At 73.6% G+C, this 26071-nt stretch carries 8 protein-coding genes; 7 read left to right on the forward strand and 1 reads right to left on the reverse strand.

What is annotated here, in order from left to right; all coding sequences use genetic code 11:
- Window positions 1–80: 80 nt before the first annotated feature.
- On the forward strand, window positions 81–2933 hold the full coding sequence (locus tag RFN52_RS32475) for an SCO1167/SCO6262 family helicase (RefSeq protein WP_184851613.1): 2853 nt from the start codon (window positions 81–83) through the stop codon (window positions 2931–2933).
- Between the two features lie 1262 nt (window positions 2934–4195).
- Entirely contained in the window at window positions 4196–6151 is a 1956-nt protein-coding gene (locus RFN52_RS32480; RefSeq protein ID WP_184851615.1) for an SWIM zinc finger family protein, read from the forward strand.
- A gap of 61 nt (window positions 6152–6212) precedes the next feature.
- Here the strand turns inward: RFN52_RS32480 and RFN52_RS32485 are convergent, their stop codons facing one another.
- Complete coding sequence (locus tag RFN52_RS32485) at window positions 6213–6980, reverse strand: thioesterase II family protein (protein ID WP_184851617.1); 768 nt, start codon at window positions 6978–6980, stop codon at window positions 6213–6215.
- Window positions 6981–7537: 557 nt separating this feature from the next.
- Here RFN52_RS32485 and RFN52_RS32490 point away from each other — a divergent pair.
- From RFN52_RS32490 to RFN52_RS32510, 5 genes are all read left to right on the forward strand, one after another.
- A complete protein-coding gene (locus RFN52_RS32490) occupies window positions 7538–9295 on the forward strand; it encodes a non-ribosomal peptide synthetase (protein WP_184851619.1) in 1758 nt (585 codons plus the stop codon).
- Between the two features lie 285 nt (window positions 9296–9580).
- Complete coding sequence (locus RFN52_RS32495; protein ID WP_229856059.1) at window positions 9581–10663, forward strand: amidinotransferase; 1083 nt, start codon at window positions 9581–9583, stop codon at window positions 10661–10663.
- A gap of 190 nt (window positions 10664–10853) precedes the next feature.
- Window positions 10854–21848, forward strand: coding sequence for a D-alanine--poly(phosphoribitol) ligase subunit DltA (gene dltA / locus RFN52_RS32500; protein WP_184851621.1), 10995 nt, complete (start codon window positions 10854–10856; stop codon window positions 21846–21848).
- The gene (locus RFN52_RS32505; RefSeq protein WP_184851623.1) at window positions 21845–23167 is read left to right on the forward strand and encodes an MFS transporter; all 1323 of its coding nucleotides are present in this window, start codon (window positions 21845–21847) and stop codon (window positions 23165–23167) included. Before dltA ends, RFN52_RS32505 begins: the two co-directional genes overlap by 4 nt.
- A complete protein-coding gene (locus RFN52_RS32510; protein ID WP_184851625.1) occupies window positions 23164–26070 on the forward strand; it encodes a beta-ketoacyl synthase N-terminal-like domain-containing protein in 2907 nt (968 codons plus the stop codon). The genes RFN52_RS32505 and RFN52_RS32510 overlap by 4 nt, the downstream gene beginning before the upstream one ends.
- Window position 26071 lies beyond the last annotated feature (1 nt).

Consider the following 26071-nt stretch of genomic DNA (forward strand, 5'->3'; position numbering starts at 1 on the left):
TCGCCGGGGCCGATTGTCAGACGCCGCCCGTAGAGTCGGAGACAGCTGATCCGAAACGCGGGCGGGAGGTGACCGGACGTATGGGCGACACGACTGCTGTGGCCGAGCGGGCCGAGGCGCCCGCGGTCCCGGTCCGGTTCCCGGCCGTCTTCCTGCCCGCGCCCCTCCCGCGCGAGGGACGCATCGCCTTCTGGGACCCCGAGGGTGAGCCCCTGCCCGCCGGGGACCCGGAGCACACCGCCACCGCCGAGCTGACCGTCGTACGACGGCACGGCGCCGCCGGGGTCCGGCGGCGCACCACCCCAGCGCTGACCCTCCCGCTCGAAGTGGCCCTGCCGCTCCTCGTGCGCGCCCGGCACGACCCGGGAGCCCACCCCGCCACGGCCTGCTGGGGCGCCGCCGCCCTGCACGCCCTGCGGCTGACCGCCCGCGGCCGGCTGCTGCCCGGCCTCACCTCCACCGGCCACGACGCCTGGCGCGCCGGCCCCCTCGACCCGGACGACATCGCGCACCTGCGCGCCGTCGCCGCCGCCCTGCCCTACGAGGGACACGCCGTCCCGCTGCCCGGCCCCGGCCCGGTCCGGCTGCCCGAACCGGAAGCGCTCGTCCGCGCCTTCCTGGACGCGGTCGCCGACACCCTGCCCCGCACCCCGGCCGCGCCCCACACCTCCGGCAGGCCCTTCGCGGCCCGCGAACCCCAGCATCTGCCCGCCGCTCACGACTGGGCCGCCGAAGTCGCCGCCGGCATGGACGCCGGCGTGCGGATCTCGCTCCGCCTTGACCTGTCGGCATACGACCTGTTCGACGACGCCTCCGACGGCCGTGCCCGCAGTGCCGGCGCGGCGATCGTCCAGGTGCACAGCCTCGCCGACCCCACTCTCGTGGCCGACACGGCGGCCCTGTGGGCGGGGGAGGCCGACGACGCCTTCGGGCCCCGCGCGCGCGTGGACGCCGCCCTCGCCGTCCGCCGGGCGGCCCGCGTCTGGCCCCCGCTCGACCGGCTCGCCGACCAGGACGTGCCCGACGTGCTGGCCCTGACCGAGGACGAGCTGAGCGACCTGCTCGGGGTCGCGGCGACCCGGCTCGCCGCGTCCGGGGTCGCCGTGCACTGGCCGCGGGACCTCGCGCAGGACCTGTCCGCCGCTGCGGTGGTCCGCCCGGCCCCCGGCTCGGCGACCGACGGCACCGGCTTCTTCGAGAGCGAGGACCTCCTCCAGTTCCGCTGGCAGCTGGCGCTCGGCGGCGACCCGCTCACCGACACCGAGATGGACGCGCTCGCCGAGGCCCACCGCCCGGTCGTCCGGCTGCGCGACCAATGGGTGCTGGTCGACCCGGCGCTGGTGCGCAAGGCCCGCAAACGGGACCTGGGCCTGCTCGACCCGGTCGACGCGCTGTCCGTCGCCCTCACCGGCACGGCCGACGTGGACGGCGAGACGGTCGAGGCCGTCCCCGTGGGCGCGCTGGCCGCCCTGCGCGACCGCCTGACCGCGGGGATCCGCCCGGCCGAACCGCCCTCGGCCCTTCAGGCCACCCTCCGGGACTACCAACTGCGGGGCCTGGCCTGGCTCGACCTGATGACCACCCTCGGTCTAGGCGGCTGCCTCGCCGACGACATGGGCCTCGGCAAGACCGTCACCCTCATCGCCCTGCACCTGAAGCGGGCGCGCACCGAGCCCACCCTGGTCGTGTGCCCGGCCTCCCTGCTGGGCAACTGGCAGCGGGAGATCAACCGCTTCGCCCCCGGCGTGCCGGTCCGCCGCTTCCACGGCCCGGACCGCAGCCTCGACGGCCTGGACGGCGGCTTCGTCCTCACCACCTACGGCACCATGCGCTCGGCGGCTCCCGCCCTGGCCGAGCGAGCCTGGGGCATGGTCGTCGCCGACGAGGCGCAGCACGTCAAGAACCCTTACTCGGCCACCGCCAAGGCGCTGCGCACGATCCCGGCCCCCGCGCGCGTGGCCCTGACCGGCACGCCCGTCGAGAACAACCTCTCGGAGCTGTGGGCCCTGCTCGACTGGACGACCCCCGGCCTCCTCGGCCCGCTGAAGTCCTTCCGCGCCCGGCACGCGCGTGCCGTGGAGAACGGCGAGGACGAGGAAGCGGTGGAGCGCCTCGCCCGCCTGGTCCGGCCCTTCCTGCTGCGCCGCAAGAAGTCCGACCCGGGCATCGTGCCCGAGCTGCCGCCCAAGACCGAGACCGACCACCCGGTGCCGCTCACCCGCGAACAGGCCGCGCTGTACGAGGCGGTGGTCCGCGAGTCGATGCTCGCCATCGAGACCGCCGAGGGCATGCCCCGCCGCGGCCTGGTGCTGAAGCTCCTCACGTCGCTGAAGCAGATCTGCAACCACCCGGCACTGTTCCTCAAGGAGGAGCACCACCCGGCCGCGGGCGACAGACTCGCCGCCCGCTCCGGCAAACTCGCCCTCCTCGACGAGCTGCTGGACACGCTGCTGGCCGAGGACGGATCCGCCCTCGTCTTCACGCAGTACGTCGGGATGGCCCGCCTGATCACCTCCCACCTGGCCACCCGCGCGGTCCCGGTCGACCTCCTCCACGGCGGTACGCCGGTCCCCGAGCGGGAACGCATGGTGGACCGCTTCCAGGCCGGTTCGACGCCCGTCCTGGTGCTGTCGCTCAAGGCGGCGGGCACCGGCCTCAACCTCACCCGGGCGGGACACGTCGTGCACTTCGACCGCTGGTGGAACCCGGCCGTCGAGGAGCAGGCGACCGACCGTGCCTACCGCATCGGCCAGACCCAGCCGGTGCAGGTGCACCGCCTCATCACCGAGGGCACCGTCGAGGACCGCATCGCCGAGATGCTCCAGTCCAAGCGCGCCCTGGCCGACGCGATCCTCGGCTCCGGCGAGTCCTCCCTCACGGAACTGACCGACCGGGAGCTGTCCGACCTGGTGTCCCTGCGGAGGTCGTCATGACACCCGGCCCGGCCGACGAGGCTCGCCGGGCCCTGCGAGAGGCCCGGGAACGCGCGGCCCAGGACGCCGACCGCGCATCCGCAGCCCGTCCGGAGCCGTCCCCGGCCGGGGGAGCCACCGGCCAGGAGACACCCGGACCGGCAGACGCGGCACGCGAGGCGCTGCGGAGGGCGGTGTTGGAGCAGCGGGGGAGCGGGCGGGAGGATCCCGACGCCTTCGAGGCCGCTCACTCCTCCGAGCGGGCCGCCACGCCCGGGGACCCGGATGTGCCCGGGGCCGGCGCTGGTGGGCGAGGTGGCGGGGGTGGGTCTCGGGTCGCCGGTGCGACGGGTGCGACCGGTACCACGGGCGCTACGGGCGCCACCGAGGCCGTCGGGGGAGCCGGAGACCCTGACGAGGCCGGTGGGCAGGACGGCATGGTCGCCTCCGAGGCGGATGGCGGTTCGGAGGTCGCGGGTGCGCCCCACATCGCCGACGCGCCGGAGGGCACGGAGGCGGCGGCCGAGACGCCCGGGCCGTGGGCAGCCGGCGGCTCGCAGCCGAGCCCGGCGGGGGCCACCCCGGCGGGTGCGGCCCCTGCGCGATCCGCTGCCCGGGCGGGTGTCGAGCCGCGGGCTGCGGACGTCGCGCGTGAGGCGCTGCGCGCGGCACGGGACGACGCGCGGCGGGCCCGGGAGGAGACCGAACGGGAAGGTGCGCGCCGCAGGCGCCGGGCCCGGCAGCGCCACGTCGACGACAGAGCAGCGGCCGCCCGACGCGCGGCCACGGACGCCCCCGCCTCGGCCGCGCATGACATACGGCGATTCCTGTCCGACGCCTTCCGGATGCCGGACTCACACGAGCCGACCTCCGATGACCGTTCCGGGTCGGGGGGGCTGGGCGGGCTCGGCGGGCCGGGCCCGGAGGCGCCGGGTCACGAGTTGGCCGGGTCGGACCCGGAGGTGTCGGGTGCTGGGCACGGGCTCGGTGGGCGGGGCCCGGAGATGTCGGGTGGGGGGCACGGGTTGGCGGGGTCGGGCCAAGAGGCGCCGGATCGCGGGCGCGCTCTGACCGAACCGGGTCCCGAGGCGCAGGACGGAGCCGAAAGCCCGGGCCACCGGCACGGGCCTTCGGACGCCCCGGCCGAACCTGATGCCCCGGGAGTTGCGGGTTCGGGCCCGGTTGAGCGCGGGAGCCCGGTCCTTGAGGGCCCCGGCCGCGCCGCGGGCACCGGCGCTCCGGCGGAGCCCGGCGTTTCGGGAGTCACGGGTTCGGGCCCGGTCGTGCCCACCGGCGGTCCGGCCCTCTGGGCCCCCGGCTCCGCCGCGGACACCGGCGCCCCGGCCGAGCCCGGCGTTTCGGGACTCGCGGATGCGGGTCGGGTCGCGCCTACCGGCGGTCCGGCCTTCCGGGACCCCGGCCCCGCTCCTGCCGACGCCTTCGCTGAGCCCGGCGTGTCGGGACTCGCGGATTCGGGCCGGGCTGCGCGCACCGGCGGTCCGGCGCTGCGGGCCCCCGCCCAGGGAGCGGATATCAGCGCCCCGGCCGAGCCCGGCGCCCCTGAACTCGCGGATGCGGGTCGGGTCGCGCCTACCGGCGGTCCGGCCTTCCGGGACCCCGGCCCAGCTCCTGCCGACGCCTTCGCTGAGCCCGGCGTGTCGGGACTCGCGGATTCGGGCCGGGCTGCGCGCACCGGCGGTCCGGCCCTGCCGGACCCTGCCCCCGCCGCGGGCACCGGCGGCCCGGCCTCGCCGGACCCTGCCCCCGCCGCGGGCACCGACGGCCCGGCCTCGCCGGACCCCGCCCCCGCCGCAGGCACCGGCGCCCCGGCGCCGTCGCCCACGGCCCCGCCGCCCCCCGCTCCGGGTCACGTCCCGCCCCGCCGCCCCGAGCAACCCAGCTCCGTGAACGCCGGGCCCGTGCCGGTCTCGGCCTCGCCCGTGATCTCTGCGGCCCGCAGCACGCCCCGGGCAGCCCGTTCCATGGCCGCTCCCAACCGTGACCACGAACTCCGCCGTACCTTCCCGCCGTTCCCGCCCCGGGACGGCGACCGCTTCGCCGAGAGCTGGTGGGGAAACGCCTGGGTCGGTGCGCTGGAGCAGGGCGCACTGGACGTGAAGCGGCTGGAGCGCGGTCGGGGATACGCGGGGCAGGGGCATGTCGACGCCATCACCGTGACGCCGGGGCTCGTGCTGGCCTACGTCCAGGGCAGCCGCCCCCGCCCGTACCGGGTGCAGGTACGCCTGCGCACGCTCGACGACACCGACTGGGACCGCTTCCTCGACGCGGCCGCCGACCGCCCCGGGCACATCGCCGCGCTGCTCGACAAGGAGATGCCCCAGTCCCTCGCGGAGTGCGGCGTGCCGCTGCTGCCCGGCCCCGGTGACCTGGAGCCCCGGTGCAGCTGCCCCGACCGCGGTCACCCCTGCAAGCACGCGGCCGCCCTCTGCTACCAGACCGCCCGGCTGCTCGACGCCGACCCCTTCGTCCTGCTCCTGCTGCGCGGCCGGGGCGAGCGGGAACTGCTCGACGCGCTGTCCCGGCTGAGCGCCACCCGCGCGGCGCGCGCCGCGCGGGACAAGGGCCCGGCGCCCCTGCCCGGCGTGCGGGCCGCGGAGGTCCTCGCGTCGAGCGCCCTGGCGCCCCTGCCCGCACCACTGCCTCCGCCCGCGCACCCCGAGCAGCCCCCGGCCTACCCGGCGGCCCCCGGCGGCCCGGACCCCTTCGCGCTGGACCAGCTCGCCACGGACGCCGCCGCCCGCGCCCACGCCCTGCTCGGCACGGGCCGTGACCCGGTCGGGCAGCTGACCTTCTGGCAGGACGCGGTGCGCCTGGCCGCGGCCCGCCCGGGCGCGGGACTCACCGCCGGGACCCGGTCGCTCTACGCGTCCCTCGCCGCGGCGGCGGGCCGCACCCCGTCCGAGCTGGCCCGGGCGGTCGCCGCCTGGCGTCAGGGAGGGCTGGAGGGCCTCGCCGTCCTGGAGGAGCCGTGGGACCCGCCGGCCGGGCGGTTCGACCGGGCCCGCCCCCTCCTGCTCGCCGCCGACCTGCCCGCCTTCCGCCCCTGGCGCAACCACCTCACCCACCCCCGGGGCCACCTCCAGCTCCGCCTCGGCTGCGACGGTCTCTGGTACGCCTACGAGTCCGAGCCGGGCCACGACGACTGGTGGCCGAGAGGCACTCCCGACCCGGACCCGGTCGGCGCCCTCACCGGCCTGGGCGTGCCGGGCGACTTCTGACCCCACCCCCGGCACGCTCTTCGCGCGGCGCGGCCCCGCCGTCCGCGCCGCGCGCCCCGGGTCAGTGGCCGAGCGCCGCTGCCGAGGCCGTCAGCAGAGCCAGCTCCTCACACAGCCGGTCCCGGTTCTCGTCCAGGAAGAAGTGACCCCCCGGGAACTGCCGCAGGCGGAAGCCGCCGGTCGTGTGCCGCTCCCAGACACGGGCCTCGGACTGGTCGACCAGCGGGTCGTCGTCCCCGGTCAGGGCGGTGACCGGGCAGCTCACCCGGGCCTCAGGCGAACTGCGGTAACGCGCCACGGCCCGGTAGTCGGCGCGCACCACCGGCAGCACGACCTGCATGAGCGCCTCGTTGGCCAGCAGCTGTTCGCTGGTGCCGTTCAACTCCCTGAGATCCGCCATGATCTCCGCGTCCGTCCCGAAGTTCTCGTCCCGGCGGGCGGGCACGGACGGGCCCCGGCTGGCGGAGACGAGCAGGGCGCGCGGAGCCGAGCCACCACCGCTCAGGGCGATCGCCGTCTCGAAGGCCACCAGCGCGCCCATACTGTGGCCGAAAAACACCACGGGCCGGTCGTCCGCGGATGCGGCCAGTGCCTCGGCCACACCCGCGGCGAGTTCGGGGACGCTCTCCACGCACGCTTCTCCCATGCGGTCGTGCCGCCCGGGGTACTGCACGGCCAGAACCTCCACAACAGCCCTCAGCCTTTGGGACAGTTCGTAGAAATACGAAGCCGAGCCACCCGCGAACGGGAAGCACACCAGACGCGTTGCGCCGGGCACGCTTTCGTGAAATCGGCGGATCCAGGGACTGTCTTCGAGCTTCTCTGTCACGTGCCGCTCCCGTGGTGGTCCGGTGGTGGTCCGGTGGTGGTCGTTGTCCGAAAAAGGTGCCTCACGCCAGCCAACTGTTGAGTGGAAAACAGCAGGTTGCAGCGGCTGGACCTCGAAGAACGCCCGTCCGGAAGGTACTTGACGCCATCCGGGCGAGAGTATCTACTGAGCGCCGAGCGGCCGGGGACGGCGGCTCGTGCTCCATCGGATGTATCCGAGTAGATCGTGTGCAATGCACGTGTGGGACAGCAAAGCCGTCCGGCCGTTCGACCCGGCCCCGGACGGTAGGGGGAGGCGGTCGCGCAACGCGCCGCCAGCAGAACAGTCGACCCTGCCTGCGGGCAGGACCTCTCCGTTGCCCTCGTCCCGCACACTGCGGAAAGTGCCCGGCCGCACGGCCGGGCCCGGGGGTTTTCGAGGTACGGCCAGCCGTGATCCGGCCAGGGCGTGCCCAGTGCGAGAGGACGAGCATGACCGAGGTGCCGAGCGTCGCCCACGGGGGGCGGACATCGCCGCCGGCAGCGGGGGAGAACGTCATTGCGCGGTTCAGCCGTTGGGTGAGTGAGACCCCGGATGCGGCCGCCGTCGAGGACGGTGTACACACCTTCACCTATCGGGAGATCGACGCCATCGCGGACGCGGTGGCCGACCGGCTGCGCGACAAGGTCACCACCGGGGACATCGTCGCCGTCTGCCTGGACCGCTCCGCGGCGCTGGTCGCCGTCGCCGTGGCCCTGGCCAGGCTCGGAGCCGTCTACCTGCCGCTCGGGCCCGGCCCGGGGGAGGACCGGCTGGCCGGCCTGCTGGCGGACGTGCGGATCCGCGCCGTCGTCGGTGCGCCCGAGATCCTTCCCGGCACGGGCACGGCCCACGAACTTCCCGTGCCGTCCGCCGGCGCGAACGCCGTACCGCGCGTCCTGGCCGAACTCCTCACCCCGGCCCCCGGATCGGCTCCGGCGCCGCCGGGAACCCTGTACGCCGTCCTCACCTCCGGTTCCACGGGCAAGCCGAAGGCCGTGGCCGTCGGCGCCGACTCGCTGGGGAACCTGGTGCGCTGGTACCACGACCTCACCGGCCTCGGCCCGGGCGACCGCATCAGCCTGCTCATGGCTGCCCCCTTCGACCCGCACCTCGGCGACCTGTGGGGCGGGCTGGCCTACGGCGCCACGCTCTCCGTCGCCCCCGACTCCGCCCGCTACTCGACCGGGGCGCTCGTGGAGTGGTTCCGTGACGCCCGCGTCGACGTGAGCGTGCTGGCCACCCCGATGGCCGAGCCGCTGCTCGGCGGAGAATGGCCCGACGGCCTGCGGCTGCGCGACCTCCTGATCGGCGGCGACCGGCTGCGCACCTGGCCGCGTGCCGAGGTCACCACGCGGGTGCACAACGTCTACGGGCCCGCAGAGGCCACGATCAACGTCACGTCCGCGCTGCTCGGCGACGCGGACCGTACGTGTCCGCCCATCGGCGGGCCCATCCCGGGCGTGACCCTGTGCGTCGTCGACGAGGACGACCGGATCGTCCCCCGCGGCACGGCCGGTGAGCTGCTGATCGGCGGTGTCTGCCTGGCCCTCGGTTACGTCGACGAGGAGATGACGGCGCGACGGTTCGTCGCGGCGCCCGCGGGCGCGGGCGTCGAGCGCGTCTACCGCACCGGCGACAAGGTCCGTATGGGCGAGGACGGCCTGCTCGACTTCCTCGGCCGGCTCGACGACCAGGTCAAGATCAGTGGCGTGCGTATAGAACCCGCCGAGGTGGAGGCCGCGCTGGAGCGCGACCCGCGGGTGCGCAGGGCGGTCGTCGCCGTGCGCAGGCACCCCGGCGGCGGCGCCGGACTCCTCGCCTTCGTCGAGGCCGCGCCCGGCACAGCCCCGGATCCCGGCAGCCTCCTCCAGGGCACCCGCTCGGCCCTGCCCGCCCAGGCCGTGCCCCAATCGGTCCACCTCGTCGAGGAGTTCCCCCTCAACGAGAACGGAAAGGTCGACCGGGCCGCCCTGCTGACCTCCGTGGCGGCCCCCGGGACCGAACGGAGCGAGGAACTGCGCGGGGAGACGGAGGAACTCCTGGCCGGCCTGTGGCAGGAGATCCTCGGCTCGGCGGACGTGCACGCCTGCTCCAACTTCTTCGCGCTCGGTGGCAACAGCATGCACGCGGTCGCGCTCGCCGGGGCCATCAAGAGGACCTTCGAGCTCGAACTGTCCATGAAGAGCGTCATGGAGCTGCGCGTCCTGCGCGACATGGCAGCCGCGATCGACGCGGAGCGAGTGGCGCTCGCGGCGTCCGGGGCGAGTCACTCGCTCGCCGTCACGGACTGGTAGCCGGTCCTCGCGCCCTCCGGGCGCATCCCACCCGAGCGCGAAAGCGCCACGAGGCGTCTCCGGCATGAATTCAGGGTCCGCGGTTCGTCCCGCGGCGCCTGAATTCGTGCTGCCCGCACGGCGGAATACGGTGGATGAAAAATCTTCCAGAAACGCCTTGCAATGCGACTCGCAGCGGATAGATTGCTTTCGTGCCGCCGAGAATTGCAGCGGCGATCGAAATCCTGCGACGGTCGCCTACCGCGACGATGTGACAATTCTGGAAACGGGGAATCAGTCATTTCTGTGCACACTCACCACGCCGAGCCCGCCACCACTCCGGTCGTCAGCTCGTTCACCGAATGGGATCCGCTGGAGGAGGTCGTCGTCGGCCGGCTGGCCGGCGGGGTTTTCCCGTCCTGGCAGGATTCCATGCTCGCCACCATGCCCGACGAGGGCATCCGGGCCTTCAAGGAATCGGGCGGCCGCCCCTTCCCCGCCGAGCACCTGGCCGCGGCCGACGCCGAGCTGGACACCCTCGCCGCGACGCTTCAGGGCCGCGGCATCAAGGTGGTCCGCCCCGACGACGTCGACTACGGACGCGCCTTCTCCAGCCCGCAGTGGCAGAGCCCGGGCGGCATGTCCGGCGGCATGCCGCGTGACCTGCTGATCGTCGTCGGCGACACCATAGTCGAGGCGCCCATGTCCTGGCGCTGCCGTACTCACGAGGTGGATGCCTTCCGCGGCCTGATCAAGTCGTACTTCCAGCGCGGCGGTGGCTGGCTCGCCGCCCCGCGGCCCCAGCTGAGCGACGAGCTGTTCGACGGGGACTTCAACCCCGAGACCGAGCAGGGCTACGCGATCTCGGAATTCGAGCCGGTCTTCGACGCCGCCGATTTCATGCGGTTCGGGCACGACATCATCGTGCAGCGCAGTCATGTGACCAATGAATTCGGAATCAACTGGATGAGGCGGGCCCTCGGTCCCGAATTCCGAATTCACGAGATTCCGGTCGACGACCCGCACGCCATGCACATCGACGCCTCGATCGTGCCGCTCGCACCAGGCAAACTCCTGGTCCACCCCGAGCGCTACGTCCCCCATCCCCTTTTCAAGGACTGGGAAATCCTGGAGGCTCCCAAGCCGGTGCTGCCGGCGACCTGGCCGATGTACTTCTGCAGCGCGTGGCTCAGCATGAACGTGCTGTCCCTCGATGAGCGCACCGTGGTCGTCGAGCGGCAGGAGGAGCCCATGATCGAGGCGCTCACCGCCTGGGGCTTCGAGTGCGTGCCCGTCGACTTCCGGCACGTCTACTCCTTCGGCGGATCGTTCCACTGCGCCACCTTGGACGTCCGTCGTCAGGGCTCCGGGGGGCGCTACCTCGGCTGACGGGGTGAGCACCCCGGCCGAGGAGCCGACCACCGTACGACGTTGACAACGGGCGGGCGCGCCCGGACCGGCGACCATGGCCCGACCGCGCCCGCCCGGGCCGCCCTGCACGGGGGCGGCGGCCCGGGCGGACCGAGGGCGTCATGAGCGCCCCGTACGCCGGGCGGAGACAGGGGATCAGGGGATGGGAATGGCAGTGGCTCAGGGCAACGCACCACAGGACGCACCGCTCACCTTCCTTCGGGAGGCGGCAAGCCGCGGCGTCCGCTTCTTCCTCGGGGACGGCCGGCTGCGGTCGACCGGCGCCGAGGTGCTCACGCCCGAGGAGCGCGCCTACGTCCGTGAGAACAAGGCGCAGATCATCGCGGCCCTGCTGCCCCGCACCCAGGCCATCCCGGCAGCCGACGGGGGACAGGACGCCGCGTCCGCGGACCTCGCTCCGGTTCCGCCGAGCCACCAGCAGGAGCGCCTCTGGCTGCTCCACGAGATAGCCGAGCGGTCCGAGGCGTACAACTCGGTCAGTGTCCTCGCCGTCCGCGGCCCCTTCGACCCCGACCGGTTCGCCGAGGCCCTGCGCGGCGTCGTCGCCGACAACGACGCCCTGCGCACCGTCTTCCGCACCCGCGGTGACGCCGTCCACCAGGAACTCCTCGACGACGGACCCTGGATCGACCGGTGCAGCGCGGACACGGCAGAAGAGGCCGAGCGTCTGGCCCGCAAGCTCGAACAGGCCGAATCGGACCACCAGTTCGACCTGCGCAACGACGTTCCCGTGCGCTGCCGCATCGTCACCGGCCCCGAGGGCCTGCACCACATCGTCCTGAACATCCATCACATCGCCTGCGACGGCTGGTCGATCTCGCTCATCCTGGACCGCCTCGCCGCGTACTACGAGGACCCGCGGCCCGGCCCCGGCTCCCCGGTCCGCCCCGACCGCGCCTACCGTGACTACGCCCGCTGGCAGCGCGCCACCCTGACCGGAGACGTCCTCGACAGCCTCGTCGACCAGTGGGAGCGACGCCTCGCCGGAGCCCCGCTGCGCCACGCCCTGCCCACGGACTTCACCCCCGACCCGGCGGCCCACCGCCGGGCGGACGTGGTGCGCCGCAGCCTGGACACCGAGGCGTACGCCGCCTTCCGGAAGGTCTGCCTGGCGGACGACGCGACCGAGTTCGCCGGCCTGCACGCACTCCTCGGCATCCTCCTCGCCCGCATCAGCGGCCAGGAGGAGACGGTGGTCGGCAGCCCGATCGCCAACCGCGAGCAGCGGGACATCCACGGCACCATCGGATTCTTCGTGAACATGATCTCGGTGCGCGGCGCGGTCCCCGCCGGGGCCACGTTCCGGGAGGTCCTCGCCGTCAAGAAGGACGAGACGGAGTTCGGCTACACCTTCCAGCAGGCACCGTTCGAGAAGGTCGTCGAGCGGCTGGTGGAGGGAAGGGAGGAGCACACCACCCCCGTCTTCCAGATCGTGCTCGTCCTGCAGAACAACCGGGTCACCCGTCCCGTCTTCGGCGGCGCGGTCACCGAGGAGCTTCCCGAGGCGCACCGCAACAGCCGTTTCGACCTGGAGATATTCGTCCACGGCGACGGGCGGACCCGGGAGATCGAGTGGGTCTACCACGACGGCCTCTTCGAGCGGGCCACCATCGAGCGCTGGGCGGACTGGTTCGCCGCCCTGCTGTCCGAGGCCGCCGAGCACCCCGATCGCCCGGTGGCCGGCCTCACCGCCCTGGACTCCGGAGCGCCGGCTGCCCTCGAGAACCGTCCGGCGCCGGACGCCGGCACCCCGAGCCGGCCGGCCACCCCCGCCTGCAACGGCGGCCCCGTCGCGCTCGACGTGCTGCGGCGGATCGCCGCCGTCGCCGCCGCCGAACCCGACCGGATCGCCGTGTCCGACGGCCACCGGCAGGACACGTACGCCGAGCTGCTCGACGAGGGCCGGCGCACCGGGGCCGCGCTCCTGGCCCGGCACGGCCGAGACGCGGTGTACGCCCTCGCCATGGACCGCTCCCTGGAACTGGTGCACGCCGTCGTCGGCATCCTCTCCATCGGCGCCACCTACGTCGTCGTGGACCGGGACGACGCGGCGCCCCGCCGGGCCTCGGTCCTGGAGACCAGCCGCCCGGCCTGCCTGCTGGTGGCCGAGGACCTGCCCGACCTGAGCGCCGAGGCCGCCGCGCACGGCATCGACGTCGTCGACGTCCGTACCCTCGCAGCGCCGGACGGGCCCCTGCCCGGCCTGGCCGAGGTCCCCGCCGACCACGACCTGTACCACGTCTTCACCTCGGGCTCCACCGGCCGCCCCAAGGGCGTGCGCGTCACGTACGGGAACCTCGCCGCCTATCTCGGCGGCGTCGTCCCGCGGCTCGGACTGCGCGCCCGTGCCGGGCACGCCTGGCACTCCAGCCCGGCCACCGACTTCGGCAACACCGTGCTGTTCGGTGCCCTCGCCAGCGGCGGCCGTCTGGAGATCGCCACCCGGGACGACGTTCTGGACGGCGCCGCCATGCGGACCTTCCTGCGCGAGCGTGCCGTCGACGTCCTGAAGATCACGCCCAGCCACCTCGAAGCGCTCCTGGAGACGCACCCGATCGCGGAACTGCTGCCGCGCACGACGCTGGTGCTCGGCGGTGAGGCCGCCTCCCGTGCCCTCGTGCGGACCCTGCGCAGCGTCCCCTCGGACGTCCGGGTGTTCAACCACTACGGACCGTCCGAGACCACCGTCGGCGTCTTCGTCGCCGATTTCGCCGACCGCGACGAGCGCGTGTTCGCGATCGGCCGGCCGCTGCCCGGCATCGAGTTCACCGTCGAGGACGAGCACGGCAGGCAGGTGCCCTTCGGCACCGCCGGCGAACTCGTCCTGCGCGGCCCCCAGGTGGCGGCCGGCTACCTCGGCCGGCCCCTCGACGGCACCGGCCCGTTCTTCACCGACGGGACCACCCGCGGCTACCGCACGGGCGACCAGGTGCGCCTGCGCAACGACGGCCAGGTCGTCTTCCTCGGCCGCCGCGACGGCCAGGTCAAGATCCGAGGCCACCGCGTCGAACTCGGCGAGATCAAGGCCGCGTTGGAGTTTGCGCCGGACGTCGCCCGCGGAGAGGTGCTGGTCACCGGCGGCCCCGACGAGCCGCGCTCCCTCGTCGGCTTCGTCCAGCGTGCCCGCACCGCGACCGCCGGAGACCGGCCAGGGGAGCCGGGCGACGGCACCGCCACCGTCGACCAGTGGCGCGAGTTCTACGACTACGCGTACAGCGAGCGGGTCACCGGAGACATCGAGTTCAACACCTCCGGCTGGATCAGCTCCTACACCGGCGAGCGGATCCCCGAGGCGCAGATGCGTGCCTGGCTCGACTCCACCCTGAGCCGGATCACGGCCCTGGGGCCGGTCAACGTGCTGGAGATCGGGTGCGGTCTCGGCATCATCGCCTACCCGCTCAGCCGCAGCGTCCGTTCCTACCTCGCCTGCGACTTCTCGTCCTCGATCATCGAGGCGAACCGGGCCAACGCCCAGTCGGTCGACACCGGCGACCTCTCGTTCTTCACCTGCGAAGCGGCCGAGATCGACCGGTACGCGGACCGCGTGCGCACCGCCGGCGTCGACACCGTGATCATCAACTCGGTGGTGCAGTACTTCCCGGACGCCGCATACCTGGAATCGGTGCTGGACAAGGTCCTCGCCATCGACACCGTCCGCCACGTCTTCGTCGGCGACGTCCGCAACACCGACCTGCTCGACGAATTCAGCCTCTCCCTGGTCGACGCCCGCGACGCCGCCCTGCCCGAGCCGCGCCCCGCGATCGAACGCCTGCGCCTGGCGCGCTCCCACTCCGACGCCACCGGCGAGCTGCTGCTGTCCGACCTCTACTGGGAGGAGTACGCCCGGACCAGAACGGACGTGGCGGGCGTCAGCGTCCTGCCACGCGTCAGCCGGCACTCCAGCGAACTCCTCGACTTCCGCTACGACGTCGTCCTCACCAAGGACGCGCCGCTCCTGGCCCGTCCGGCCGCCGGCCCGGCCGTGCGCGAGGGCGGCCCGGCCGATCTCGACCGGCTGCGCGCCGAACTGGCCGCCGGGACGCTCGACATGGCCGTGCTGCGAGGCGTGCGCAACGACCGCACCGCCGCGCACTGCGAGAACCTCCACGCCATCGCCTCGGGCGTCGGCGCGGCGGCCGCCCGGCCGGCCGCGCCGAGCGCCGGCCGGAGCGAGATGGACGCGATCCTCGCCTCCGCTGCCGCGGACGGGCTGCACGCCAGCGCCCACTACGCCCGCGACGAACACGGCCGGCTCAGCCGCCTGGACGTGGCCCTGTTCCGCGAGGGCGCCTCAGGGCTGGCCGACAGCCGGCACCTGGGCACCCGTCACGACACCACCGCCCGCGTCCGCCCGCTCGTCCACACCCCGCCGGCCGATCCGCACGGCAGGGCCTGGACGGACCGGGTCGCGTCCGCCCTCACCGACGTGCTGCCCCGCCACATGTGCCCCGACCGCATCGTCGAGGTGCCGGCCTTCCCGCTCAACAAGACCGGCAAGATCGACCAGCGTGCCCTGCTCGCCCTCGTACCGCGCCGAGCCGGGAACGACGCCCTCGGAGACCTCGCCGACGACGACGAGCGCCGTCTCGCGGAGATCCTGCGCGGGCTGCTCGATCCCGGCACCCCGATCGATCGCGAGAGCGACTTCTTCGCCATCGGCGGGCACTCCCTGCTGGCGACGAAGTACGTGCACGCCGTCAACCAGGCATTCGGTGTCGACCTGAGGGTGAAGGCGGTCTTCGACCGGCCCGTGCTCCGCGAGTTCGCCACCCTCGTCCGCGGCGGCACGGGAGCCGCCGGCGCCCCGGCCGCCGGCAACGGTGCCGCCACACCTGCCGACGGCGCCCCGGCCCGCCCGGCCGCCCCGGACTCCGTGCCGATCTCACCCCTCCAGCAGCGCTTCTGGACCATGGCCCAGGCCACCGGCCCCTCCACCCTCTACAACTCGCTCACCCTGCTGGACCTCTCCGGCCCGCTGTCCGCCGACATCCTGACGACCGCCTTCGACGACGTCGTCGGCCACCACCGCGTCCTGCGCTCCCGGTTCCACGCCGCGGACGAGACCGTGGTCCTGCGCGGCCGCGCGACCGAGGACTACGCCCTCGCCCGTCTGCACCTGCCCGGCCTCGACATCGCCGGCGCCGAGCGGATCCTGCACGACCGCCTCAACCGGCCCTTCGACCTGGAGACAGGCCCCCTTCTCGACGCGGCCCTGATCACCGCGGCGGCCGACCGCCACTTCCTCGCGATGGCCATCCACCACGCCATCTTCGACGGCACGTCCGAGGAACTGTTCATCGCCGACCTGCGCACCGCGTACGAGGCACGCCTGGCGGGCCGGACGCCCCAGTGGAAGGAGGACGGCGCGGGCTTCCTGCGCCATCTCGCCACCGCACAGAGCCCCACCGCCGACAGCACCGCGTTCTGGGTGCGCCATCTGTCCGGTGCCCCCGTCCTGCACGCCCTCCCGCTCGACGGGGAGCGCCCGGAGCGTCTGGCCCCCCAGGACGGCGCGGCCCTGCACACCGTGCTGGAGGCCGGCACCACCGCGCTGGTCACCGATCTGGCCCGGCGCCACCGCACCACCACGTTCGTCGCCCTCAACACGCTGGTCGCGCTGTTCGTCTCCTTCCTCTCCGGCGAGGACGACGTCGTCATCGGCTCCCCGGTGGACTGCCGTGAGACGCAGGACGACGGCCGCGCGGTCGGCATGTACGTCAACACCGTGGCCTTCCGCCACCAGTTGGACTGGAACAGTCCCGTCGAGACGGCCGTCGTCCGCGCCAAGGAGTTCTTCCACGACGCCTTCGCCCACATGGCGGTGCCCTTCGACCACGTGGTGCGGGAACTCAACCCGCCGCGCCTCGCCGGCGCCAACCCGGTGTTCCAGATCATGCTGGCCCTCCAGCCGGAGGGCTCCGAGACCTTCCCCTTCCACACCGGGCACGGCCGTAGCGTCAAGGCGGCGACCGTCGAGTCGAAGTTCGACCTCACCCTCAACGCGAAGATCGTCGACGGACGGCTGCACGTGCACTGGGAGTACGCCAGCGCGCTGTTCTCCGCCGAGCGCATCGCCCGTACCGCCGACCTGTTCGAGTCCTTCCTCCGGGCTACCGCGGGGCAGCCTCAACTTCCGCCCTCCGCCCACCAGTTCACCGGGGTCACGGGCCCGGCCGCCCAGGGTGCAAGCGTCGCCCTGCTCAGCGGGCCGGCCGTGCCGCTGACCGACACCACCTGGCTGGACGCCCACGCCCGCGTCGTCGCAGCCCACGGCGACCGGCCCGCGGTCCGCACCCCGCAGGGCGACTCATGGGACCACCGCACCCTCGACGCCCGCGCCGACGCCCTGGCCGTCCTCCTGCACACGCGCGGGGTCCGCCCCCGCGACCTGGTCGCCCTCACGCTGAGCCGGTCCGCCGAGTCCCTGGTCGCCGTCCTCGCGGTCAACAAGCTCGGCGCGGCCTACGTGCCCATGGACTCCGAGCACCTGCGCCGCAACGCCGCGGACCTCCTCGAGGCGCACGGCATCCGCTTCGCCCTGGTCGAGGACGACGACCGCGACCGCTACCCGGTCCGCACCGTGACCCGCTCGGAGTTCCCGGCACCCGCGCCGGGCGTCGCCCCGCCCGCGCGCCGCCCCGCGGGCACCGACCTCTGCTACGTGATCTTCACCTCGGGATCCACCGGCCGCCCCAAGGGCGTGGCCGTCACCCACCGCGCACTCACCAACTACCTCGCCCACTGCGCCGGAACCTACCTGGAACACGGCCCCGAGGACGCGGTGGTCGCCGGGCCGCTGTCCTTCGACGCCACCGTCACCACCACCCTCTTCGCGCTCTCCGCCGGGCTCACCCTGCGGATCGTCGGGGAAGGCGACGAACTGCCCGGGCTCCTGCGCGAACTCGGCCCCGGCGGCCCGCGGCTGTTCAAACTGACCCCGTCCCACCTCGTGGCCCTGGCCAACCTCGGTGCCGTCCAGGAGATCCGGTCCGACCGCCACACCTTCGTCATCGGCGGCGAGGAGCTCAAGGCGGGCGTGGCCGCCCCCTGGTACCGGGCCTTCCCCGACGGCAGTCTGTTCAACGAGTACGGTCCGACCGAGGCCACCGTCGGCTGCGTGGTCCACCGCGTCACCGGCGCCGACCTCGCCCGGGGCTCGGTCCGGATCGGCACCCCGATCTGCAACACCACCATCGCGGTCGTGACCCGGGGCAGCCTCTGCCTGCCCGACCAGCGCGGCGAGATCGTCATCCTCGGCGAGAGCCTGGCCCGCGGTTACCTCGACCCCGGGCAGACCGAAGCGGCGTTCCGCCCGGTGGCGGCCCTCGACGGCGCGACCGGCTACCACAGCGGGGACCTCGCCTCGCTCACCCCCGCCGGCCTGCGCTACCACGGCCGCGCCACCAGGGAGATCAAGATCCGCGGGTTCCGGGTGAGCCTGCCCGAGATCGAGACCGCCATCGGGAGCGTCGACGGCGTCACCGACTGCGTCTGCGAAGTCTCCCCCGACGGCCGCAGCCTGCGCGCCCACGTCGTGACGGACGACTCCCTGCCGCGCACCACCGCCACCGGGACGGCACTGCGCGACACCCTGCGCAGGCAGCTGCCCGCCCACATGGTGCCCGACACGCTGTTCCTGCTGCCCGAGCTGCCGCTCACCCCCAACGGCAAGGTCGACCTCGACCGGCTGCACCGTGACGCGGACGCCCGCGCCCCGATGGCCACGGCGGCCCCCTCCCCGGCCGGCCCCGCATCCGTCGCCCGCCGGCTGGAAGAGGTCTGGCAGGAGGTCCTCGGCACCGCCGAACCCCTGCCGGCCGAGGTGTCGTTCTTCTCCCTCGGCGGTAACTCCCTGTCCACCACGATCCTGCTGCGCCGCATCAACGAGGAGTTCGACGCCGGCCTGACCCTCGAAGCGCTCTACCGCGAGAGCACCCTCGCCGGGCAGGCCGAACTGCTCGCCGCCCCTCCCGTCCCGCCGCCGGCACCGGACGAGACCGCTGCCCCCGCCTCCTTCGACCTGACCCCCGCCCAGAGCCGCCTCTACCTGCTGGAGAAGCTCGGTACCGGCGCCGACTACGTCAACCCGATGTGCTTCCGCCTCGCCCCGGGTGTCGATCTCACCCTGCTGCACCGGGCACTGGAAGCCGTCCTCGAACGGCACCCCCTGCTCACCGCGCGGATCGCGGAGGAGGGCGAGCGACTGGTCCTGCACCCCGGGCCCGGTACCGTCACCGACCACATCGCCGCGCCGCGCCCCTGCGCCGACGAGGACGAGGCCGCCCGGCAACTGGCCGAAGCCCGCCGGGAATCCGTCAACGTCTTCGGCGGCCCCCTGTTCCGCGCCGGCTGCCACCCGCTACCCGACGGATCGGCCCTGCTCCAGATGGTCGTCCACCACGTCGTCTTCGACGGCTGGTCGGAGCGGATCCTCCTGGAGGACCTCGCGGCCCGCTACGCCGAACTCGCCGGGGGAACCGCACGCGCTGACGCGTCGAGCCCGCTCCCCTTCGGACACCACGCCGCCGCCCTCGCCCGGCAGGACGCCGCCCGCGACACCGCGTGGTGGACCGAACTGCTCACCGGGGCACCCGCCTGCCACAACCTGCCCACGCTCGACGGAGGACGCGGCGACCGGGAGAACCCGGCCGCGACCTTCCACCGGGTCCTCGACGACACCGACACCGCCACCCTCGCGGAGACCTGCCGGATGTGGGGCGCGACCCCCTTCCACGTGGTCCACACCGCCCTGGCCCTGGCCGTGTGCAACATGAGCCACGAGGACGACGTGGTCATCGGTGTGCCCACGGCCAACCGCGGCGACACACGCCACCACGACACCATCGGCCTCTTCATGGAGACCCTCCCGCTGCGCACCCGCATCGGCGGAGCCGACGTCACCTTCAGGGAGCTTCTCCACGCCAACCGGGACATGGTCACCGCCGCCCTCGGCCGCACCGGCTTCAGTGTCGAGGACGTCGTGGGAGCCTGCGCCCCGCACCGCGACGGCAGCAGGAACCCGCTCTACCAGATCATGCTGTCCTTCAACGACGAGGGCGGGGAGACCTTCCGCCTCGGCGACGTCCTGGCGGAACGCTTCCTGCTCCCGAGCGGCCCCGCGAAGCTCGACCTCATCGTCGACGCCAAGATCATCGACGGCGCGCTGCACCTGTTCTGGGAGTACGACCCCGGCCTGTTCGCCGCCTCCACCGTCCGCGCCCTGGCCGGTCACGTCGAAGAGTGGCTGCGCTGGGGCCTGGCCGGCCCGGACCGCCCGCTCGGCACGTTCACGGGTGGGGAGGACCGCATCCTGTCCGCCACCGCGCCCGAGCGGGCCCCCGCCCGCCGCAGCGCGTACGAGCGCTTCCGGACGGCGTGGGACGGACGTACCGGCGACATCGCCTACACCGAACGGGACATCCGCCTGAGCGCCGCCGGGCTCCACGACCGCGTCGACGCCCTCGCAGCCCTCCTCGCCGCCCGCGGCGCCGGCCGCAAGTCCGTCGTGGCCTGCCTCTCCGGCCAGGTCCTGGACCACGTCGTCACCCTGCTGGCCTGCTCCCGCATGGGCGCCGTCCACGTACCGCTGGACACCTCCAACCCGCCCGAGCGCATCAGCGAGATCCTCGCGACCGTGGACGCCGACGTCGTCGTCGCCGACGACCCCCAGGCGGTCCCGGCACCGTACCCGGCGCTCACCACCGGCGACGACGCGACCGGGCTCCCCGTCCCGCCGCCCTGCCCGGGCGGGCCGGCGTCGCCCTCCCACATCATGTTCACCTCCGGCTCCACCGGCCGCCCGAAGGGCGTCCGGCTCGGCATCACCTCGCTGGACGCCTACGTCGACGGCATCAACGCGGCGTATGGCGGCGCCGACGCCGTCATCGCCCAGTGCGGCAACCCCGCCTACGACGTGTTCATCGAGGAACTCGGCCTGTCCGTCCTCGTCGGCAACCGGCTCGCCGTGCTGCCGCCCGAGGAGCGCGCCGACCCCGCCGCGTTCGCGGCCTTCGTCGCCCGCGAACGGGTCACCCACCTGCCGCTGCCGACGTCCTACTGGGCCTTCCTCGTCTCCTCCATGAGCGACGAGGACTTCGACCGGCTGCGCGACGTCCGCGTCTGCGCCGTGGGCGGGGAGGACTACCCGGCCGGCGCCGCACAGACCTGGTTCCGTCACTTCCCCGCCGGGCCCCGCCTGTTCAACGTCTACGGTCCCACCGAGAACGGCCCCGTCAGCCTGGTCGGCGAGATCCTCCCCGGCACCCCGCCCTCCACCCTCGGCGCGCCCCTGAGCGAAGTCGTGTGCGAGGTCAGGTCACGGTTCGGCGCCCCCGTTCCCGTCGAAGGCCGCGGTGAACTGGTCGTCCACGGACCCCAGTTGTTCGACGGCTACGTCGGCGGAGCGGCCGTCGCCGCCTACCCGACCGGCGACGTCGTCCTGCGCGACGGCACCCACGGACTGCGCTTCGTCGAGCGCGCCGGAGCCATGATGAAGATCTCCGGATTCCGTGTCGAACCGGGCGAGTACACCGCCCTCCTCACGGGCGTACCCGGCATCGAGGACCTCCGCGTCACCGCCAACCCCGAGCGCACCGGCGTGATCCTCTACGCGCTCCTGCGGGAAGGCGCCGTCTCCGAGGCGGAGATCGCGGGGGCTGTCGCCCGGCGTGTGCGCGAGTCCCTGCCCGGATACATGCGCGGCCACCGGCTGCGGTTCTGCCGGGAGATCCCGCTCACGCCCAACGGCAAGGCCGACTTCCGGGCCCTGGCCGACCGCTCCTGGGCCGCGCCCGAACCCGCCCGCACACCAGAGAGCGACGGCGACGCCGTCGGGCCCCGTGCCGGCGTCCGGGAACTGTGGCGGACCGTCCTGCCCGGCACCCCCGTGGACGACCACCGCGGCTTCTTCGACCACGGCGGCACCTCCCTGACGATGCTCCGGCTGCTCACCCTCCTGAACGACCGGTTCCCCGGCTGCTTCGAACTGATCGACCTCTACGAGAAGCCGTCCGTCGACCTCCAGGCACGGCACGTCCACGAACGGACCCGGACCGACCGGGACACGGCACCGGCCGCGCCGTCCGCCCGGGAACGACTGGCCCGCAAGCGCAGGGCCCGACGCGAGACAGGAAGTGGGAAGTGAAGACCTTCGAAGCCTTCAAAGCCATGAGGTCGGGTCCGGTGGCCCGACTGGTGCTGGGCTCATCGGCCAGCCGGCTCGCCACCTTCGGCTTCAACGCCGCGATGGCGGTGTACCTGCTCGACCTCACCGGCCGGGCCACCGACCTCGGGCTCGCCCTGCTGGTCGGCACCGTTCCCTTCTTCGCGCTGAGCCTCGTCACCGGCGTCGTCTGTGACCGCTTCAACCGCAAGAACATCATCCTGGTGTGCGACGCGCTGCGCGTGGTGGTCGCCGTGGCGTTCCTGCTGGGAGCGTGGCTCCTCGGTACCGACGCCACCGTGGCACTCGTCTACGCGACCGTCTTCTGCTTCTCCGTCTGCGAGTCCTTCGTCACCACCAGCTTCTCCAGCATCGTCCCCGACGTCATCGACGAGAAGGACATCCTGGACACCAACAACCTGCTGTTCGGCATCGGCGACGCCGTGCGCATGATCGGTCCCGTCGTGGGTGTCCTGCTCTACTCCACAGCGGGCTTCGCCGCCACCGCCATCAGCACCGCCGCCCTCTTCGCCGCGGGCTTCCTGTGCCAGCGGGGAGTCGTCTACACGCAGGCGAGGGCGGCCGGGAGCGGCGCCAAGGGCGTGCGCGCCGTCGCCCGCGAGGAACTGGGCATGTTCCGCAAGCTGATCACCTCGGACACCCGGCTGACCTCCCTGATGGCCAACGGGTTCACCACCCACCTGTTCATGTACCCCTTCATCACGGTGGGCCTGCCCTTCGTCATCACCCAGGTCTTCCACGCCGGTTCCGTCGAGTACGGCTACCTGGAAGCCGTCTGCGCAGGCGCCGGCATCCTCTCCCTGCTGGTCGTGCCCCACACCAAGCGCTGGGGCACCTCCATGAGCCTGGCCCTCAGCATGGGCGCCATGATCGTCGGCGCCGCCGTCTTCCTGATCCTGCTCATAGGCCCCGCCGTCGACGCCATGACCGACGGGACGCTGCTGCGCCTGGGCGTCCTCACCCTCGCCTGCTTCCTCCTCTTCCTCGCCTTCGGCGTCTACGGCACGTACTTCGTCAGCTTCATGCACGCGAACGTGCCCAGCGAGATGCTCGGCAAGGGCCAGAGCCTGGTCATGATGTTCAACGCCCTGGGCCGGATGCTCGGCTTCTCCCTCTTCGGCCTCCTCTTCGACCGCTCCCTGCAGGCCGCGGTGGTCGTGTTCGTCGTCGGGATGAGCCTCAAGATCCTCGTGCATGTGCCCTTCGTCAGGGCCGACCGCCGCCACCGCGCAGCCACGGCCGCCGACGCACCGGCCCTCGACCCGGTGGAGGGACGATGACCTTCGACGACCGCATCGCCATCGTCGGCGTGCACCTCAAGCTGCCGGCCGGCATCGACACCACCGACGGCTTCTGGCGGCTCCTGACGGACGGCCGGGACGTGTTCACCCGTGGACCCGTCACCGACGGACACGTCAGCCTCACCTCCCACATCCCCGACGCCCACTGGTTCGCCGCCGAACCCTTCGGGATCTCGGACTACGAAGCCGGCCTCACCGACCCGCAGCACCGGCTGCTCCTCGAACTCGCCTGGGAGTGCCTGCGGACGGCCGGTTCCGGCCAGGACTCCGTGACCGGTGTCTTCTCCTCGTGCAGCCCGTCGTCGTTCTTCGAGGAGATCCTGCTGCACCGCCCCGACCTGTGGGCCCGCAACGTCAGCCAGATCCTGGAGGGCACGCAGGGCGACTACCTGGCCACCCGGATCGCCTACCGGCTCGGCCTCACCGGGCCCGCCCTCCACATCGGCACCGGCTGCTCCTCGTCGCTGGTCGCCCTCAACCAGGCGGTCCAGGCCCTCAATTCCTTCCAGTGCGACCGCGCCCTGGTCGCCGCGGCGAGCATCCACGCGCCCGGCGAGACCGGCTACGACGTCCGTGAGGGCGGCATCTACTCGGCCGACGGCCGCTGCCGGCCCTTCTCGGACGACGCCAACGGCACGGTCCCCGGCAACGGCGCCGCCGTCGTCCTGCTCAAGCGCCTCGAAGACGCCCTGACCGACGGCGACCCCGTTCACGCCGTCGTCCTGGGAAGCGCCGTCAACAACGACGGGGACCGCAAGGCGGGCTTCGCCGCCCCCGGCCTCGACGGGCAGCTCGACTGCGTCACCACCGCCCTCGACGTCGCCGAACTCGAACCCGACCAGGTGTCCTACATCGAGGCCCACGGCACCGGCACCCGCGTCGGCGACCCCATCGAACTGCGCGCCCTGGCCAAGGCGTACGGCCCCGCGGGACCCGGTGGCCGCCACGTCGGCTCCGTGAAGGCCAACATCGGCCACTGCGACGTAGCCGCGGGCCTGTTCGGGGTGATCAAGTCCGCGTTGATCCTGACGCACGGCACCGTGCCGCCCCAGATCAACTTCACCGCCCCGACCACCGCGCACGACTGGTCCGACGGCTCGCTGAACGTGGCCCGCGCCGCCGTGGACCTGCGTGCCGGCCGGGACGCGGACGCCCCGCTCATCGCCGGTGTCTCCTCCCTCGGCGTGGGCGGCACCAACGCCCACGTGCTGCTCCAGGACGCCCGCAGCCTGATCGGCGCCGACGAGGCAGCCCGCCGCGCCCCCCGCCCCGTCGTCCGGATACCGGGCCGGGTCCCGTACGAGCCCGTCGTACGCCCCGAGGCCGCAGCGGACGCCGCGGCCGCCGCCCGGGCCGGGACCGAAGCCGCCGGCACAGCCGGCACCGCGGACCCGGCGGCGCCGGTCACCGATGCGCAGCTGCTCGAACTGTTCTCGCAGCACACGGCGGAACCGGTGACCGCGATGGACGAGGACTTCTTCGCGCTCGGCGGGGACTCCTTCGGCCTGCTGCACCTCCTGGACGAGATCGACCGCCTCACCGGAGTGGAGCTCTCCGTCGAGGAGTTCATGGCGAAGCCCACCGGCGCGCATGTCCGCGCCCAGCTCGACGCGGCTGCCGCCGAGGCCGCCCCGGGCGACGGGGCCGCCGGCACCGCGGCCGGGCCCGCCGGGAACACCGGCGGCGCGGCCGGTGCGGACGCCGAGGCCATCCGTGCCGTCGCCGGCCGGTACGCCGGCCTGACCGTCGCCGAGACCGCCGCCGACCCGGACGGCCCCGTACTGCTGACCGGCGCCACCGGCTTCGTCGGCGCCCACGTCCTCGCCGAACTCCTGGCCGCCGGACGGCGCGTGGTGTGCCTGCTGCGCGGGGGCGAGGAGCGCCGCGCCGCCCTCGTCGGCCTGCTGCGCCCGACGCCCGGCTGGGACCGGGCCCGCGAGGACCTGCTCAGCTGCGTCGACGGCGACATCGCCCGCCCGCGCCTCGGCCTCGACCATGCGCGGTACGAGGCCCTCGCCGAACAGGTCGCCTGGGTGATCCACAGTGCGGCCGCCGTCAACCACGTCTACCCGTACGCGAACCTCGCCGCCGTCAACACCGACAGCGCCGCCGGCATCGTCGAGTTCGCCGCCACCGCCCGGCGCAAGAACCTCACCTACCTGTCCACCACCGCTGTCTTCACCACGACGGCGTACGCCCAGGGCAGCGAGATCACCGCCGGCCCGGTGACCGCTCTCCCGCCGGAGTCCGACGGCTACGGCCGCTCCAAGGCCCTCGCCGAGCACCACTTCCGCCTCGCCGGCGAACTCGGCCTGTCCGCCGTCGTCCTGCGCATCCCGAACGTCTTCGGGGACCGCACCACCCGCCGGATCAACGCCGGCGACGCCATCTGGAGCTGGACCAGGGCCATCCTCGCGACCGGCCACTACCCGCGCAGCTTCGACCTGAGCGGCGACGAGCTGTTCCAGGCCCTGCCCGGCGACGTGGTGGCCCGTGTCGTGACGCAGGAGGCGCGCCCGACGGGCCGGCCCGGCTGCCGCTTCGTCAACGCCGCCCCCAACCTGGTGTGCAGCTCGCGCGGCATGCTCGCCGGACTGCGCGCCGCCGGCCACCATCCCGAACCGCTGCCCGACGGCGACTGGTACCGGATGGTCGCGGACCTCGACCCGAACGAGGTGTGGGTGGCCGCACTGGCCGGCAGGCTCGCCGGCCGGCCCGAGACCGGACAGCCGCAGCGCCTGCACCGCTTCCCGCTGGACGACCACCCCGCCGTCGCCGAGGTGGTCAACCACAACGCCGTGTGGTCCCCGGCCGACCTCGCCGGCTACCTGGCCGCGCCCGAACTCGCCCCACCGACCGCCCTCACGCGCACGGAGCACTGAC

Origin of the sequence: Streptomyces collinus (assembly GCF_031348265.1) — a bacterium.
Taxonomy (GTDB): domain Bacteria; phylum Actinomycetota; class Actinomycetes; order Streptomycetales; family Streptomycetaceae; genus Streptomyces; species Streptomyces collinus.